This window comes from Gehongia tenuis, from assembly GCF_014384795.1.
GTDB lineage: Bacteria > Bacillota > Clostridia > Christensenellales > NSJ-53 > Gehongia > Gehongia tenuis.
On sequence record NZ_JACRSR010000001.1, the window covers coordinates 1,201,305 to 1,217,822 of the forward strand.

Annotated in this window: 13 protein-coding genes, 1 tRNA gene and 1 rRNA gene; 3 read left to right on the forward strand and 12 right to left on the reverse strand. The window is 50.2% G+C overall.

Annotation, left to right across the window (positions count from 1 at the left end; translation table 11 throughout):
- Positions 1 to 7: 7 nt before the first annotated feature.
- Together H8696_RS05965 and H8696_RS05970 are read left to right on the forward strand one after the other, a co-directional pair.
- Positions 8 to 2,011 carry a thioredoxin domain-containing protein gene (locus H8696_RS05965; RefSeq protein ID WP_249315935.1) on the forward strand — a complete coding sequence of 668 codons (2,004 nt, stop codon included), beginning with the start codon at positions 8 to 10 and terminating at the stop codon, positions 2,009 to 2,011.
- Between the two features lie 153 nt (positions 2,012 to 2,164).
- Positions 2,165 to 3,547, forward strand: coding sequence for a polysaccharide deacetylase family protein (locus tag H8696_RS05970; protein WP_249315936.1), 1,383 nt, complete (start codon positions 2,165 to 2,167; stop codon positions 3,545 to 3,547).
- A gap of 155 nt (positions 3,548 to 3,702) precedes the next feature.
- Here the strand turns inward: H8696_RS05970 and H8696_RS05975 are convergent, their stop codons facing one another.
- Genes H8696_RS05975 through H8696_RS05995 form a run of 5 tightly spaced genes read right to left on the reverse strand, consistent with a single transcriptional unit; the run spans position 3,703 to position 10,125 of the window.
- On the reverse strand, positions 3,703 to 4,695 hold the full coding sequence (locus H8696_RS05975) for a GNAT family N-acetyltransferase (protein WP_249315937.1): 993 nt from the start codon (positions 4,693 to 4,695) through the stop codon (positions 3,703 to 3,705).
- A gap of 1 nt (position 4,696) precedes the next feature.
- The gene (locus H8696_RS05980; protein ID WP_249315938.1) at positions 4,697 to 5,479 is read right to left on the reverse strand and encodes a sugar phosphate isomerase/epimerase family protein; all 783 of its coding nucleotides are present in this window, start codon (positions 5,477 to 5,479) and stop codon (positions 4,697 to 4,699) included.
- Complete coding sequence (locus H8696_RS05985) at positions 5,476 to 6,639, reverse strand: AI-2E family transporter (RefSeq protein WP_249315939.1); 1,164 nt, start codon at positions 6,637 to 6,639, stop codon at positions 5,476 to 5,478. The genes H8696_RS05980 and H8696_RS05985 overlap by 4 nt, the downstream gene beginning before the upstream one ends.
- 56 nt (positions 6,640 to 6,695) lie before the next feature.
- On the reverse strand, positions 6,696 to 8,519 hold the full coding sequence (gene typA, locus H8696_RS05990) for a translational GTPase TypA (RefSeq protein ID WP_249315940.1): 1,824 nt from the start codon (positions 8,517 to 8,519) through the stop codon (positions 6,696 to 6,698).
- A gap of 13 nt (positions 8,520 to 8,532) precedes the next feature.
- Positions 8,533 to 10,125, reverse strand: coding sequence for a peptide chain release factor 3 (locus H8696_RS05995; protein WP_249315941.1), 1,593 nt, complete (start codon positions 10,123 to 10,125; stop codon positions 8,533 to 8,535).
- Positions 10,126 to 10,274: 149 nt separating this feature from the next.
- On the opposite strand from H8696_RS05995, the gene H8696_RS06000 reads away from it, so the two are divergent.
- Positions 10,275 to 11,144 (forward strand): DegV family protein, encoded by an 870-nt coding sequence (locus tag H8696_RS06000; protein ID WP_249315942.1) that lies wholly within the window; start codon positions 10,275 to 10,277, stop codon positions 11,142 to 11,144.
- 34 nt (positions 11,145 to 11,178) lie between these two features.
- On the opposite strand, the gene H8696_RS06005 is transcribed toward H8696_RS06000, so the two are convergent.
- From H8696_RS06005 to rrf, 7 genes are all read right to left on the reverse strand, one after another.
- Positions 11,179 to 11,331 carry a hypothetical protein gene (locus H8696_RS06005; RefSeq protein ID WP_249315943.1) on the reverse strand — a complete coding sequence of 51 codons (153 nt, stop codon included), beginning with the start codon at positions 11,329 to 11,331 and terminating at the stop codon, positions 11,179 to 11,181.
- Positions 11,332 to 11,453: 122 nt separating this feature from the next.
- Positions 11,454 to 12,314 carry a sugar phosphate isomerase/epimerase family protein gene (locus tag H8696_RS06010; RefSeq protein ID WP_249315944.1) on the reverse strand — a complete coding sequence of 287 codons (861 nt, stop codon included), beginning with the start codon at positions 12,312 to 12,314 and terminating at the stop codon, positions 11,454 to 11,456.
- A gap of 28 nt (positions 12,315 to 12,342) precedes the next feature.
- Positions 12,343 to 13,203, reverse strand: a complete 861-nt coding sequence (locus H8696_RS06015; protein WP_249315945.1) for a sugar phosphate isomerase/epimerase family protein — start codon at positions 13,201 to 13,203, stop codon at positions 12,343 to 12,345.
- Positions 13,204 to 13,298: 95 nt separating this feature from the next.
- Positions 13,299 to 15,137, reverse strand: a complete 1,839-nt coding sequence (locus H8696_RS06020; protein ID WP_249315946.1) for a hypothetical protein — start codon at positions 15,135 to 15,137, stop codon at positions 13,299 to 13,301.
- Positions 15,137 to 16,201: a glycosyltransferase gene (locus H8696_RS06025; protein WP_249315947.1), complete on the reverse strand. Its 1,065-nt coding sequence runs from the start codon at positions 16,199 to 16,201 to the stop codon at positions 15,137 to 15,139. Before H8696_RS06025 ends, H8696_RS06020 begins: the two co-directional genes overlap by 1 nt.
- A 120-nt stretch (positions 16,202 to 16,321) precedes the next feature.
- Positions 16,322 to 16,397: transfer RNA gene (locus H8696_RS06030), tRNA-Asn, on the reverse strand.
- A gap of 7 nt (positions 16,398 to 16,404) precedes the next feature.
- Positions 16,405 to 16,518, reverse strand: a 5S ribosomal RNA gene (gene rrf / locus H8696_RS06035); the annotation flags it as partial.

Genomic DNA, 16,518 nt, shown 5'->3' on the forward strand with positions numbered 1-16,518 from the left:
GGAGAATATGCAGCCCAACAAACTGATTCACGAGACCTCACCCTATCTATTGCAGCACGCCTACAATCCGGTGGACTGGTATCCCTGGGGCGAGGAGGCCTTCCAGCTGGCAAAGGAGTCGGACAAGCCGGTATTTTTATCCATCGGCTATTCATCCTGCCACTGGTGCCACGTAATGGCTCATGAAACCTTCGAGGACGAGGACGCGGCCAAGGTTCTGAACGATAACTTTGTGTGCGTCAAGGTGGACCGGGAGGAGCATCCCGACATCGACGATCTCTATATGGAAACGGCCATGGCCATGGGTCAAGCCTCCGGCTGGCCCCTGCACGTGTTCATGACTCCCGACGGTCTGCCCTTCTTCACCGGCACCTATTTTCCCAAGGAAGACCGGTACGGCGTGATGGGCCTTATCACCGTGGCGCAGCGCATCACTGAGCTTTGGCAGAATTATCGGGATGAACTGCTTCAAACGGGCAAGCGGGTCAAAAAAATTTTTGAAGCACCTCCGAGAACCGGCGGCAAGGTGGACCCCGCCGCACCGTCCAAGGCTGTGGAACAGCTCAAATCCATCTTTGATGCCCGCTACGGCGGTTTGGTCGGGGAGCTTAAGTTCCCCCAGGCCCATCTTTGGCAGCTGGCTCTCCACGCTGGAACTTTGACCCGCGATGCCGACGCCGTATGGATGGTCAAAAACACGCTTGGCTGCATGGCCGCCGGCGGCATTCAGGATCAAATCGGTTACGGCTTCAGCCGCTATTCCACCGACGAAAGATGGCTGGTTCCCCACTTCGAAAAAATGCTCTATGACAACGCTCAGCTAGCCTATCTGTATGCCCAGCTGTCCGCCGCCGCCAAAGAGACGGCCTACGGCCGCATCGCCGGGCACATTCTTACCTGGGTGGTGCGGGAGATGCGGGATCCGGAAGGCGGCTTCTACACCGCCCTTGATGCGGACAGTGAAGGCGAGGAAGGACTTTACTATCTTTGGACGCCCGCCCAGGTCAAGGTGGTTTTGGGAGATGTTGACGGCACGACCTTCTGCCGCCTGATGGACATTACCGAAGAGGGCAACTTTCAAGGCAGAAACATCCCCAACCTGATCGGACGGAAGCTCACGCCTAAGGACGAAGCCTTTTTGGAAAAAACTCTTCCCAAGCTGCTGCAGGACCGTTTTCTTCGGGTGCCTCCCGCCAAGGACGACAAGATCCTGGTGGGTTGGAACGGCCTCATGATCGCGGCGCTTGCCGAAGCCTACCGGACTCTGGGCGAGGAGAAATATCTCGATATGGCTCGGGAATGCGTGCAGTTTCTCCAGCTTCGCATGGTGCGGCCGGATGGCCGGCTGTACAACTCCTGGCGTCAGGGAGCGGGCAAAACGCTGGCGGTTCAAAGCGATTATGCCTTCCTAATCTATGGTTTACTCCAACTCTATCAGGCGGATCTGCATTCAGCCCATCTCAAATGGGCCCTGCATCTTGCTGAAAACATGATGGAGCTGTTTGAGGACAAGGAACATGGCGGGCTCTATCAAGCCGCGAGCGGTTCCCAGCTCTTTGCCCGGACCAAGGATTCCCGGGACGGCGCTCTGCCCTCCGGAAATGCAATGGCCGCCTGGGTTTTCCACCGGCTTTACCGGCTGACCGGTGATACCCGGTGGGAGGATCGCTGCGAACGCCTTTTCAACGTCTTTGCCCGGGAAATAAATGCCGATCCTTTGAACCATGCCTGGTGGCTTGACACCCTTTTGACCAAGACCCATGAGGAAGCGCAGGTGGTGCTCATTCCCGGTGAAGGCATGGAAGCTTTGCATCAAGTCGCTTTGGAGGGTTATGATCCCGGCCGGGTGATCATCAAGAACAGCCATCATCTGCGGGGCGTGGTACCCTATCTTGATATTTATCCCTCCGTTTCGGAAAAAGCGGCGGCCTACGTGTGTAAAAATCAGGTCTGCTCCCAGCCAGTATACACATCTTCCGATCTGAGGCGGCTGCTTCACGGCGCGCTCTAAACATTACACAACCTTTACAAAACTCTAAAAACCCTGAAATATCGGGGTTTTTTTATATTTTTCTTGCTTTTCCCTGCAACTTTTCGTTTGAAAATTTGGTCTTCTGTGATAAGCTGTGAATATGAGATATATATAGATAGAGGAGGTACTTTCATGTCTTACTTCAGACGCCGGGTAAGGCGCCGCCGTCTTACCATTTTTATTTTGATCGTTGCCCTCCTTTTGGGCACGGCAATCTATTTTCTGGTACGCAGCCCTGGCCCTCAGCAGACTTCCGGCAATCCCATGATGACTCTGGAACCGGAGGCCGACCGTACGCCAAGGCCCCTGCCCACTTTTGAGCCCGGTCAAGCGGCGCCCATCATTGACGAAAGTCAATGGGACGGCATGGATGATGCAACCTTAAAAACCGCGGCCCTTTCCTCCGCCTACAACTTGGTGGATCAGGGCAAGGTTTCGGAGGCCGCCGCTCTTCTGGAAAAGGCGGCGGAACGTCTGCCCGGTGATACCGATATTGCGGATATTCTTCCCCGCTACCAAAAGGCGGCTGCCCAGGAACAGGAGCTGGAGCCCTATAACGGTTTGATCCATCATCTGTTCACCCACTGCCTGATCGCCTATCCGGATCTGTCCTTGGAGCTTGGCGGTGCGGCGAAGGATCTTTGGATCGACTGCATCACGCCTCTGGAATTCGAGCGGATTCTCAATTCTCTTTATGAGAAGAACTATATCCTCATCGATATTCATGATATCATCTCCAATCCCTCCGGGGACGGGGAAAACTATGAATTTGCCACGCTGGAGCTCCCCAAGGGCAAAACACCGCTTATTCTCTCCTTTGATGACGTGGTGTACGACAGCAAGAAGATGGGCCGGGGCATGGTGGACAAGCTGGTCCTGACCGAGGACGGAAAGGTGGCTACCTACACCAAGCTCGCCGACGGCACCGAAGAAACCCGTCTGGACAACGAGTTTGTGCCCATTTTGAACCAGTTTGTATGGGATCATCCGGACTTCAGCTTCAAGGGCGTGAAGGGAACCTTCTGCCTGACCGGCTTTGAGGGAATCCTGGGTTATCGCACCCAGTCGGACACGCCTCTCGACCGGGAAGCGGAAAAAGCTGAGGTTCTCAAGATCGTGGCCCGGCTCAAGGAGATGAACTGGAACTTTGCCAGTCACAGCTATGGTCACCGCTGGATGAACAAGCGTGACATCGATCTCATTCGGGAGGATACGCAAAGCTGGGAGGACGAGGTGGAGCCTCTGCTTGGCGAGAATGAGCTGGTCTTTGTATGGCCCTATGGCGATCGCATCAAGCCGGGCGATCCCAAATACCAGGTTTTAAAGGATGCGGGCTTCCGGCTGTTCTGCGGTGTGGGCGGTAAAGCTTACAACCTGCCCGAATCCGATGGGACCTTGTTCATGGACCGCGGTGCCATGGACGGCACCTCGCTGTGGCATTACCAGAACATTTACAGCATCTACTTTGATGTGGATGCGGTCCGGGATCCCAAGCGGCCCAATCTGGATAACTGATGAAACGGAAAACGCGGCCCAACGGCCGCGTTTTTATTTTTGAAAAACGTTCAAAGTGAGAGTTCTTGATTTTGGACGGAAGAATGCCTTTGTTGACAGCGGTCACGGGGTCCACGCTTTGAACCAAAGGGGACCGCCGTTTTAAGGGAGCATTGTCACAGCACCTTCTCGAAAGCCTGAAATTCACCGTGATGGAAGGGAAATTTCAGAATCCCCCGGCGTCCGTAACCCATGCTGTCGTATAAACCCAGAGCGAGATGATTTTTCATGTAGGTGTCCATCCGAATGCTGGCATAGCCCTGATGCCGGGCATACTCCTCAATGGCGGTCATAAACGCCCGGCCAACGCCCTGTCCCTGGCAATCGGGATCCACCAAGAGGCGGTGGATCACCAGACTGGGTCCCGCGCACGCCCAGGAAAGCTTCTGGTATTCCGAGTCCTGCGCTTCATTCAGTGCAGCCGCCGCCAATATACCGTCCTCCACAAACACAAAAAGCTGCCCATGACGGATATCCTCCTCCAGGATGGCACGGTTTGGATAGGAATCATCCCATTGATCGATCCCTCGCCCGATCATGCCCTGGATGCCCCTTTGATACATCCTCTGGATCCCGTCCAGCTCCTCCATCCGCGCCCTTCGGAGGTATCTGCCCCCTAAAACCTTCTCATAGAGCACAAAGTCGCCGAAAGGCTCCCGAAGCAAAAACCGATCTTGATATCCCAGCTTATCGTACAGTCGAAGAGCCGGACCATTGGTGCTGTATGCTTCAAGGCGCAGCGCCTCATAGCCCTCCATCCTGGCCCAGGCCTCACAGTGCATCATCATTCGCCTGCCTACGCCCTGGCCCTGCCTGTCCGGAGCCACGCAAAGTCGATGCACCAACAGGGGGCGCTCCACCGCCGTAAAGCAGGAGGTATCATAATCCACATCGGAACTGTCATTGAGCACAACCACAGCGAGCAGTTCTCCATTCTCCTCCAGCGCCCACATTTCGCCTTTTTCAATATCCTCGCGCAAAAGCTGCCGGTTCGGATAGCCGCCGTTCCACTGCTGAATCCCCTGGTTGTGCAGCGCCTCCATGGCCTCTTCAAAAATCTGTACAACCCGTTCATATTCCCTTAGATGTGCAAGTCGAAACTTCTCCATTTTAGATCCACTGCCTCTTTCGCAGATAGTCCACCGAGCTTCTTAGGCCCTCCACCGTTTTGGTCTCCAGCACACATCGGCATTGAAGCTGCTCCGCCCATTTAAGATGCTCCTCTAAATGGAGTTCGCCCTCCCCCAGCGCCAAATGGTTTTTCCCGCCCTTGGCATCATGGATGTGCATGTGCCGAAGCCGGTCCCTCCGGTCCAGAATAAAAGGACGGTCCGCACCGCCAGCAGCGGCGTCATGGCCGATATCCCATGTCAGTCCGAAGGTTGGGCTTTGTAAAAGCCTGTCCATACCCTCCCGCTCATGGGCCGCAAAGCCGTCGGTGTTCTCCACTGCAAGAAGAACGTCTCTTTGAAGTCCCACCCTGTCCCGAAAATTCTGCAGCTCCATGAGATACCGCTCTCTATACTGTTCAAAAAGATACACCCGTCCATCCGGCAGCGTAAAATAGACCCCCGGGTTTAGATGCATATTGACGATGGGCATGGCGCACTGCTCCGCAAGCTTCAAGGCTTCAAGCGCTGTTCTTTGATAGGCTTCCGCCACCCACGGATTAAAATCGCATACGTTCAGGTTTTCATCCAGGTGCAGCGTGAAATAAACGCCATATTTTTTAGCCATAGCCCTAAGCTCGTCCCCATCCAGCCGATCCAGCTGATACTCGGGCATATTCATGTTGAGCTCAACAAAACAAAGGCCCAGCTCCCGGCAAAGCCGGCAGCAGGCCTCCAGTTCCGGCTGCTCAATCAAAGTTGGCATTCCCGCTTCGATTTTCATTTATCCATGTCCTCCGGTCCTGCCAGCCTGTTATCAATGAAACGATTCATGAGCAGCTTGAAGATGGCCGCCAGCGGCACGCCGATGAACATACCCACAAAACCGAACAGGCCGCCGCCCACCACCACGCCGATCATCACCCAGAAGGCGCTGATGCCCATTTTGTTGGACATGGTCTTGGGGCCGATGACAGCACCATCCAGCTGCTGAATCACCAAAATCACGATACCCACGGCAATCGCCTTGCCCGGGCTCTCGAAAAGGGCCACGATAATGGGAGGAACAGCGCCGATAAAGGGTCCAAAATAGGGTACGATATTGGTGATGCCCACGATCACACCCATAAGAAAACCATAGGGCAGCCCCAAAATCCAAAACGCGGCGATGGCCAAAATGCCGATGATGAGTGAATCGAGAAGCCGTCCCCGGATGAAGTTGCCGAAGATCACGTCCGAATCCCGGAAGAAATCAATGAGGCTTTCCCCGCGTCTCCTGCCCAGCACGGCAATGACCAGCCGCTTCAGGCCTTTCGCAATCCGTTCCTTGCTCACCAACATGTAAGCTGAAATGGTGAAACCGATCACCAATTTAAAGATAAACTGGGCCACGTTGATGGCCCCGCCCACCAAATTGGAAAAGAACGATTGGATCCATACGCCCACCACACCGATCTGATTGCCCAGTTCCTGCTCCATGGATTGGTCCAGACCCGCATTTTTGACGAAATCGCTTTGCACGACCTCGGTTTCCAAAAAGTTCTTGGCCTCATCAATGTACTGAGGAATCACCGCCACAAGATCGGAAACGTTCTTAATCACCACCGGCACCGTAAAGATCAGCGTCACAGCCACCGTCCCAATCAGCACCACATAGATGATAGCAAGGGCGATGGTGCGTGCGCGCCTGCGGCTTTTGTGGTCCAGCGCTTTGGGAAAAATCCGACTTTCCAAAGCTTTCATCACCGGATTGAACAAATAGGCCACCACAAATCCAATAATAAAGGGAGAAATGATGGCCAGAAAACCGGAGACAGCCCCATGAACGCTCTGCACGATGTTGTCAAAGCTGGAAAGCACACGGACAAACAGCACCAACGCTGCGATGGTGCAAAAAGCGTAGATACACACTTTGAAATAGCGCCAATCAATTTTCCGCTTCATCCGGTTCTCCTCATCAAAAGTCGTTGCTATTTAGTTTTATGCCTGTCCTTTACGTTTTAGGACTGTTCCCTGCGGTTGGACCGCATGCGGAGAGTGCTGTCCAAGATCCGCTTGCGGATCCTGAAGTTCTCCGGGGTGACCTCCAGAAGTTCATCCCCGGCGATGACCTCCAGCGCCTCCTCCAGGCTTAAAATCTTTGGCGGCACCAGCCGAAGCGCCTCATCCGAACCGGAAGCCCGCATGTTGGTCACATGCTTCTTCTTGCACACGTTGACTTCCATGTCGCCCTGGCGGGAATTGCTGCCCACCACCATGCCGGCGTACACCTTGGTGCCCGGCCCGATGTAGAGCTGACCCCGGCCCTGGGCGTTGAACAGGCCATAGCTCACCGCGTCCCCCGTCTCAAAGGCTATCAGGGAACCCTGGGACCGCTTCTCCAGCTCACCCTTGAAGGGCTCGTAGTCATGGAAGATGGTGTTCATGATGCCTTCGCCCCGGGTATCGGTCATGAACTGGGGACGGTATCCAAAAAGCCCGCGGGAGGGAATGAGAAATTCCATCCGCACCCGGCTGCCCTGGCTTTGATGCATGTTGATCATCTCGCCCTTGCGCCGGCCCAGTGCTTCGATGACCGTACCGGAACAGGCGTCGGGCACATCGACGACCAGCCTTTCAATGGGTTCGAGAAGCTTACCGTTCTCCTCCCGCGTAACCACCATGGGTTTTGAAACCTGGAACTCATAGCCCTGGCGGCGCATGGTCTCGATCAAAATGGACAGATGGAGCTCGCCCCGGCCCGCAACCTCGAAGGTGTCGGGATTGATTTCCGTCACTCGAAGGCTCACATCGCTCAGCGTTTCCCGCATCAGCCGGTCCCGCAGATGGCGGGAGGTCACATATTTGCCCTCCCGGCCCGCGAAGGGACTGTCGTTGACGCAGAAGGTCATCACTACGGTGGGTACCGAAATCTTCACAAAGGGCAGCGGTTCCGGCACATCCGGCGGGCACACCGTATCCCCGATCATGATCCCCTCCACACCGGAAAGCGCCACAATATCGCCCATGGGCGCTTCCTTCACCGGCACCCGGTCCAAGCCATCGAATTCAAACAGGCTGCTCACCCGAAAGGCGGGCGAAACCTTGCCCGTTTCATGATTGCAGAGAACCAATTCCTGCCCAGTGGCGATGGTGCCCCGCTCCACCTTGCCCACAGCAATGCGGCCCACATAGTCGTTGTAGTCCAAGGTGGACACCAAAAGCTGCAGCGGCGCCTTCTCGTCGCCTTCCGGACTGGGGATGTGATCCAAAATGGTATCAAACAAAGGCTTGAGATCGGTCCCTTTCTCATCCGGGGACAGGCTCGCCGACCCCGAACGGGCGGACGCATACACGAAGGGGCTGTCCAGCTGTTCATCGCTGGCCTCAAGCTCCATGAACAGTTCCAGCACCTCATCCACCACTTCATTCGGCCTCGCATCCGGACGGTCCATCTTGTTGATGAGCACCACCACCCGATGGTCGAGATCGAGAGCTTTTTGCAGTACAAACCGGGTCTGCGGCATGGGGCCTTCATAGGCGTCCACCAGCAGAATCACGCCGTCCACCATCTTGAGGATGCGCTCCACCTCGCCGCCGAAATCAGCATGCCCAGGGGTGTCGATGATATTGAGCTTTACGCCCTTGTAATGCACCGCCGTGTTCTTCGCCAAAATGGTGATGCCCCGCTCCCGCTCCAGATCCTGGGAATCCATAACCCGCTCGGCCACGACCTGATTCTCCCGAAAAGTACCGCTTTGCCGGAGCATCTGATCCACCAGCGTTGTCTTGCCATGATCGACGTGCGCAATGATGGCAATGTTTCGAATATCTTCTCTTTTCATACCCTATCTCCCCTTAGTCACGATCCGTAATCGTCGTTAGCTCTATGCCCTCGTTATTCTTTACAGCCCAATCCACGGACCATTCGTTTTCAAATAAAAGCACCAAGCGGCCATCCCCATCCTGAGCCCGCAAAGTGGAGGATGTGAGATTGAGGCCGTCCAGCGAATCCGTGCCCTTCACCCAGCGCACCATGCGGTAAGGCAGGACGTTGAGGCGGATATCCACACCGTATTCGTGCTTTAAGCGATGCTGCAAAACTTCAAACTGCAGCGCGCCCACCACACCCACGATGATTTCCTCCATGCCAATATCCAAGCGCTTGAAGGATTGAATGGCGCCCTCCAGACACAGCTGGGTTACGCCCTTCACAAACTGTTTTCGCTTGATGGAATCCTCCGGTGTGACCCTGGCAAAATGCTCCGGCGCAAACACAGGAATACCTTCGAAATGAAAGCGTTCACTGCCCGTAAGCAGCGTATCCCCAAGAGCAAATATCCCGGGGTCAAAGAGCCCAATGATATCTCCCGGCCAGGCCTCCTCCGCCACGTCCCGGTCCTGAGCCATGAACTGCTGAGGCTGAGTCAGCTTGATGTTTTTTTGAAGGCGCATATGGCGCACCTCCATGCCCTTTTCAAACTTACCCGAACAGATGCGCATGAAGGCGATCCGATCCCGGTGTGCTGGATTCATATTGGCCTGAATCTTAAAGATAAATCCTGAGAAACGTTCATCATAGGGCGAAATCTCGCCGTCATCGCTGTGTCTTGACAGAGGCGGCGTGGTCATCTTCAGGAATTTTTCCAAAAAGGATTCCACACCGAAGTTGTTCATGGCGCTGCCAAAAAACAGCGGCGTCAACTCACCCGAACGCACCTTCTCAAGATCAAAGGGATCTCCCGCCACATCCAGAAGCTCGATCTCGTCCACCAGCCGGTCGTGATAGTCTTCGCCCAAAAATTCACGAAGATTTTCATCCTCCACCGAACCTTTGATGGATTCAAGCTTGGTGCTGCCGTGATCGTTCACACTGCCGTCAAAGACTTCCAGCTGATGGATGTCCCGGTGGTACACCCCCTTGAAATCCCCATCGGTGCCGATGGGCCAGGTGATGGGGCAGGAGCGAATGCCCAGCACCTCCTCAAGCTCCGCCATGAGATCGAATGGACTCTTCGAAGCCCGGTCCATCTTGTTCACAAAGGTGAAGATGGGAATGCCCCGGCGCTTACACACCTGAAAAAGCTTGATGGTCTGGGCTTCCACACCCCTTGCGCCGTCGATCAGCATAACCGCGCTGTCCGCTGCGACCAGCGTGCGGTAGGTATCCTCGGAAAAATCCTGATGGCCGGGCGTGTCCAAAATATTGATGCGATAGCCATCGTAATCAAACTGCATGACGCTGGAGGTCACCGAGATGCCTCTTTGCTTTTCTATCTCCATCCAGTCCGACACCGCATGATGCTGCGCACGCCGCGCCTTGACCGAACCCGCTTCCCGGATCGCCCCGCCATAGAGAAGGAGTTTTTCCGTGAGTGTCGTCTTACCGGCATCGGGATGGGATATGATGGCGAAGGTTCTTCGCCGTTCCACTTCCTGTTTTAGGGTCATCTAAAAATCTCCTACTTTCGTATACTCCCGTATGATTGTATCGTGTCCCCGCAAACCTGTCAATTTTAAGGAAGATTTTGTCCCAAACGTTGCATGACCGGGCGTTTTGGGATACAATAAGCTATACCATTAGATTGAAGAGGTGCGATATGAAAACGATCATTGCTTCCGATTCCACTGTGGATCTTCCCGCCTCCTATATTATAGAGCATAATCTTCCCCTCATCGACCTGTCCTACACGCTGAAAGGGCAGGAACGCCTTGACCGCAACAATACGGCCAAGACCTATCGGGATTTTTATAACGCCCTTCGGGAGGGCGAGATGTCCGTGACTTCTCAGGTCAACTCCCAGCGGATGAACGAGTTCTTCCGCAGCCTTCTCACAGGCAACGATATGCCCCTTATTTATGTGGCCTTCTCCTCCGCCCTCAGCGGCACCTACAACAGCGCGTGTATCGCTCAGCGGGATCTCGAGAACGAATTTCCCGGCCGCATCCATGTGGTGGATTCCCGCTGCGCCTCTTTGGGTGAGGGACTCCTTGTTCATTATGCCCTTAAAATGCGGGACGAGGACCGCACAGCGGAGGAAATCATCGCTTGGCTGGAAAACAATAAACTGAAGCTCAATCACTGGTTCACCGTGGACGATCTGCATTTTCTCCGCCGGGGCGGACGAATTTCCGGTGTCGCCGCTCTCATGGGCTCCATTCTCAGCATCAAGCCCGTCATGCACGTCAACGATCTTGGCCAGCTGGTTCCCGTGGAAAAAAAGAAGGGCCGCCGCAATGCCATCAAGGCTTTGGTGGACCATATGGCACAGCTGGGCGTCAACTTAAAGGAACAGATCGTCTTTATCAGCCATGGCGACTGTGAGGAGGATGCAAACTATCTGGCCGACATCATTCGCAACCGTTTTGGCGTCAAAGAGTTTATCATCAACTTTGTGGGACCGGTCATCGGCAGTCACTCCGGTCCGGGAACCTTGGCCCTCTTCTTTATGGGCACCTCCCGCGGCTGATAGAATCACAAAAGCCTCCGTTGTCGGAGGCTTTTTATTTCATGCGCATGCTTTGTTTGATCCTGTGCTTGATGAAGATGATCGCAAAGGCACCCAATAGAAGGAGAATTACGATGGGTGTTGCAAGATTGGGCGTAGGCTGCGTATCCGGGCTCGCCGGTGCCTGCGTCAAGGCCAGCGTTTCCATCCAGCGTCCCTTCTTTCCTTTTCTACCATTCTATGATGCCTTTCCTTAAAAGGTTTCCCCCCGCCAACAGACCTTACTCCAAAAAAAAGAAGCGCATCGCTGCGCTTCTTTCATTGTTCGGTTTATTCCCATTCAACGCCGGTGAACTTCTTGAAGGCTTCCATGCTCTTGGCAATGGACTCCATCTCTCCCATACGGGTCTTATCCTGCTCCAGCAGCATGAATTCCACGCCGATCTTGTTGCCAGCGTCAATGTAATCCTGGATGGGCAGAATGCCCGTACCCACTTCGGCATACAGCTCCAGCCGACGGGTGGGTGCATCAATTTCCCGGGATACGGGCACATTGATGTCCAGCGTCTCCTCCCAGATATTGAGGGGCTCGCCCGCATCCTTCGAGAAATCCTTCTGATGCAGAAGAATGATGCGGTCCTTCAAACGCTCAATCTCTTCCACCGGGTCCACGCCGCCGCGGGCCGCCCAGAAGGTATCCAGTTCATAGGCAACCAGGGAGGGATCGGTATTGTTGAGAATGATATCAATCACCATCTCTCCATCATAGGGCTGATATTCCCGGTAATGATTATGGTAATAGTAGCGAAGTCCATACTTCTTTGCGATCTCCGCATCCTTGTTCATCAGTTCGCACTTCTCCAAAACGTCCTGACGCCCGCCGGGGAAATGAGCGCCGCCGGAACCCACCTGCTTGGCGCCCAGTTTCGCGTAGTACTCGCAGAAGGGCTCAAAGTAAGGATTGCCCAGATAGTAGTAATGTGCGCCGGCCAAGCCGATGCCGTTAGCATCCAGAAATGCTTTGGTATCCGCATAGGTCATACCAAAACCATAGGAAGTTTCACCCGTCTCATCCGGAGTTCCAAAGGGCTCCAAATATTTGTAGCCTAGCTTCGCCACCTGCTCCATCGTACCCTTGGCGTCGATTTTCAGATGATCCTTAATGGAAAACATTTGCAGACCAATTTCCATCGTCTATTCCTCCATTCTATTGTTTGGCTTATTGCCATTCCACACCGGTAAACTTTTTAAAGGCTTCCATGCTCTTGGCAATGGATTCCATCTCACCCAAGCGGGTCTTATCCTGCTCCAGGAACATGTATTCCACTCCGATCCCATTGCCCGCATCAATAAAGCTTTGAATGGGCAGAATACCGGTCCCCACTTCGGCAAACAGTTCGAGACGCCGAGTGGGCCGATCAATTTCAGGGGATACGGGCACGGTGATGTCCGCAGTCTTTTCCCAGATATTGAGAGGTTCGCCGGCATCCTTTGCAAAATCCTTTTGATGCAAAAGAATGATACGATCCTTAAGCCGGGCAATCTCCTTTACCGGATCAATGCCGCCCCGCGCACCCCAGAAGGTATCCAATTCATAAAAAACCAAAGAAGGATCGGTGTTGTTCAAAATGGTGTCGATCACCGTCTCGCCCTCAAAGGGCTGATACTCCCAATAATGATTGTGATAATAATACCGCAGGCCGTATTTCCTGGCAATTTCCGCATCCTTATTCATGAGTTCAGATTTGCGCAAGACTTCCTCACGTCCGCCAGGGAATTTATCGCCGCCGGAGCCCACCTGTTTCGAGCCCAGTGCCGCATAGTATTCACAGAAGGCCTCAAATTGAGGGTCACCCGGATAGTAGTAGTGTCCGCCAACCACATGAAGGTCATGATCGCCCAGAAAAACTTTCGCTTCTTCCAACGGCATATTGAGACCATAGGACAAGCAGCCCTTATCATCCAAAATGCCAAAGGGTTCCAAATACTTGTAGCCCAGCCGCGCAACCTCCGCAAGGGTCGCCTTCGCGTCCTGCATCAAATGCTCCTTCACCGAGAATAGCTGTAGACCAATCTTCATTAAGTAGCCTCCTTTTTGCAGCCGGCTTCTTTCCCGCCTGCATCTATGTTCTCATACATAAATTATTATACGCCCCTAAAATAACAAGTACAAGTTTAATCCGATACTTTTATTAGCTCAATATGTGGCCCACTTTTATCCACTCTAAATAGCGTATCATTTTGAATCTCAGATCTATTCTCAAATAATGCAGCATATTCACTGATAAAAAAGTCGTCCACTACATGCAAATATACATAGGTATAATCCTCCCGCAGTTTCTTTTCCCATTCATCTACAGTAATGACAATGGAACCATCTTCCACATTTTCGGAAAAGCTTGTTTCAGCATGTCTCATAGGAACCCAAATTGGCGTGCAATTATATCTGATTGCCCAGTATTCTTTTCCAAGATTATGTTGGGAAATTAAATAGATCTTGTCTGTTTCAGGATCCATTATTTCACTAAAGGTAGCAGACTTTTCAATAGACTTACGGTATTTCTGCGTTATTTGTATATCCTTCTGGGTATATATTGTGAATTGAGCAATCGTCTGCAACGGAACTAAAAATAGAATAATACAACACAAAACGCCTACCGCATACTTACGTCCAAAGTTACCCTCTAGAATTGTCTTTATTAGGAGCATTAACAGAATCATCGTTGCGCCAAAAATATAGGTATTCATATATCTTTGGAAGGACGCAAGATTTGTAGCCTCGTATTCAGTATACGTAAATAGGTATAAGATTAGTAATGAAATTGAATACACCACATAGCCTATACTTAATCCTATACCGCAAATATAATACTGCTTTTTCCGTAATTTATTAACCCTGCCTAATAGTATAGTTAAGCCGATCCATACTATCATCCATGAAAAATAGGCAAATTTTATCGTACTATCCCATTGAAACGTAAATACCTGTTGAATAAAAGATCCAATTACATCCGTTTGGTAAGGCAGAAGATTCCCATTAAATATGCCAAGGATCCCTTGTCCCGTAATAGACGACGTATTCCAGGGCACTCCAGCTTCTACAATATCTAAATGAATCTCCCATGATACTTTTGCCAGAATAGTACATATAGCCGGAACTAAAAAGATCCATTTAAAGTTTCGAGCTTTTAATAGGTCAAAATAAATGATGAACAATGCAACGAGAGCTAAGCCAAATCCAGAAGCTTTTGTAAGCGTTAAAATAAATAATCCCATGCCAATTACTATATTATCAAGCTTTGTATGTAAATTATGTGAAAAATACGTATAAAGAACAAAGGCAAATATACCACCTAATAAGGCATCAACATAAATAGAAATATAAAAATCAGCATAAAATAATATGGGAGTAACAAATACAATAATAGCGATGGCTATTCCATTTTTCCAGTTTTTCCAGTTAACTCGTGAAAAAACAGGCATCACCAAGGAAACGAGCATTATATCCATCGCCCGAAACATTTGGCATTCAATTAAAGTACCATTAAACTTTGTGAAAAAATATTGAAACAATGATGCTGCTGGTGGATATGCTTTAAACTGGGTAGTCGCCTGGCTCAAGCTTCCGAAAGTATCATTTATATACATGTTCTTTACGACTAATCCCCAATGAGAAAATTCATCCCACCAATACAGCATTCGACCACGCGTGCCAAAAAAGATTATAATTACAAATATTAAAAATACAAAAAAACCGGGCGTAATCATGTTCTGTCCATTTATATTTATCTTTTTTCTCGCTAAAGCAAAAATAGAAGCGCCCAAGCCAAAGATAAGAATCAAAAATATAAAATAAAAGCCATAGTGCAAACAATTAAATAGTCCAAAAATATAGAGAATGAGGATTATTAAAAATATAGAAGGAGCTAATAAAATTTCGAATTTTCTTTTGAACCATAAAACAGATATTTGAGTTAAAGCCACAATACTCAAAATTGCCATCAAGTATGACATTATTTCCCCTTTCTAAAAACCCATTCTCTTTGTATTTGAAAACTAACTAAAAACAAAATAAAATCAACCACTATCTTAATAATAGACTCAGAAACTTTTCCTGCACACAAAGTGTATAATGCATCAACTGCTAAAGCAGATGCTATCAATTGGAATATGCATAAAATATAATACTTGATTGCCGAATATTTGGTAGCCCCTTGGCTCTTAAACACCCTATTTTTATTTAGAGCAAAGTTGACAATAGAAGATACCAATCTTGCAAACACTGTACTTATAATTATATAATAAGAGCTCACAGGCTTTATCAAATTAACTATTATTGAAAATAATCCTATATCAACAATAAAGGATGAAAACGAAGAAATAATAAATTTTAAAAATATTGAATATATTTTGGCGGAGTCCTTCAAAGGATTAAAATGTGACGAACTATTTTCGTTAATATAAACAGTGGAAATTGGATATTCCAATATAGAAATATCTTTCTCCTTTGCCTCAATTAACATATTCATTTCAAACTCAAATCGCTCACCTTTTACATCTAAAAGAGCTACCATAAAATCCTTTGGAATGCCTCTTAAGCCCGTTTGAGTATCCTGGATTTTTATTCCGCATAGGAATTTGATTATTTGCCTAGTAATTTTATTACCGAATTTACTGCGAAAAGGTACATTACTACTATCAAAATCCCTGTATCCCAAAATTAACTCAGAGGGATTATCAATTAGCTTTTTAGCACATATTAATATATCATCTATTTGATGCTGTCCATCCGAGTCAACAGTAATTACACCTATACATCCAGGAAAATAATTCAAAACATAATTCATTGCAGTTTTTAGTGCACGGCCCTTACCCATATTCACATAATGCTTTAAAACAAGGCAATTATATTTTTCTTGAGCAACATTAAAAATATGATTAAAGGAAGGAGCACTGCCATCATTTACAATAATGATATTGTTTAAGTTAACATTTTGGAGTTGTTCTAAAAGATCCAACAGCTTTAAGTTTGGTTCTAAAGATGGTATAATTACAATTACATCATCTAATCTATTCATGTTGTCGTGCTTCCCCCTGCTCTTTTATCATAACAAGATACGTTCAAATTCTATCACAAATACTATAAATACACAAGAGCGACAAAAAAGGGAAGAACAAGATGTTCTTCCCTCTCTCCTTGGCTCCCCCTGTTGGACTCGAACCAACGACATTTCGGTTAACAGCCGAACGCTCTACCAACTGAGCTAAGGAGGATTATGGAATCCGGCGGCGACCTATTTTCCCGGGCAGTTACCCACCAAGTATCTTCGGCGCTAAAGGGCTTAACTTCTGTGTTCGGCATGGGTACAGGTGGTTCCCCTTCGCCATTGCCACC

Bases quoted from the DNA above. Each gene is read 5' to 3' on its own strand.
- H8696_RS05965 (WP_249315935.1), top strand. From the start codon at position 8: ATGCAGCCCAACAAACTGATTCACGAGACCTCACCCTATCTATTGCAG.
- H8696_RS05970 (WP_249315936.1), top strand. From the start codon at position 2,165: ATGTCTTACTTCAGACGCCGGGTAAGGCGCCGCCGTCTTACCATTTTT.
- H8696_RS05975 (WP_249315937.1), bottom strand. From the start codon at position 4,695: ATGGAGAAGTTTCGACTTGCACATCTAAGGGAATATGAACGGGTTGTA.
- H8696_RS05980 (WP_249315938.1), bottom strand. From the start codon at position 5,479: ATGAAAATCGAAGCGGGAATGCCAACTTTGATTGAGCAGCCGGAACTG.
- H8696_RS05985 (WP_249315939.1), bottom strand. From the start codon at position 6,639: ATGAAGCGGAAAATTGATTGGCGCTATTTCAAAGTGTGTATCTACGCT.
- typA (WP_249315940.1), bottom strand. From the start codon at position 8,519: ATGAAAAGAGAAGATATTCGAAACATTGCCATCATTGCGCACGTCGAT.
- H8696_RS05995 (WP_249315941.1), bottom strand. From the start codon at position 10,125: ATGACCCTAAAACAGGAAGTGGAACGGCGAAGAACCTTCGCCATCATA.
- H8696_RS06000 (WP_249315942.1), top strand. From the start codon at position 10,275: ATGAAAACGATCATTGCTTCCGATTCCACTGTGGATCTTCCCGCCTCC.
- H8696_RS06005 (WP_249315943.1), bottom strand. From the start codon at position 11,331: ATGGAAACGCTGGCCTTGACGCAGGCACCGGCGAGCCCGGATACGCAG.
- H8696_RS06010 (WP_249315944.1), bottom strand. From the start codon at position 12,314: ATGGAAATTGGTCTGCAAATGTTTTCCATTAAGGATCATCTGAAAATC.
- H8696_RS06015 (WP_249315945.1), bottom strand. From the start codon at position 13,203: ATGAAGATTGGTCTACAGCTATTCTCGGTGAAGGAGCATTTGATGCAG.
- H8696_RS06020 (WP_249315946.1), bottom strand. From the start codon at position 15,137: ATGTCATACTTGATGGCAATTTTGAGTATTGTGGCTTTAACTCAAATA.
- H8696_RS06025 (WP_249315947.1), bottom strand. From the start codon at position 16,201: ATGAATAGATTAGATGATGTAATTGTAATTATACCATCTTTAGAACCA.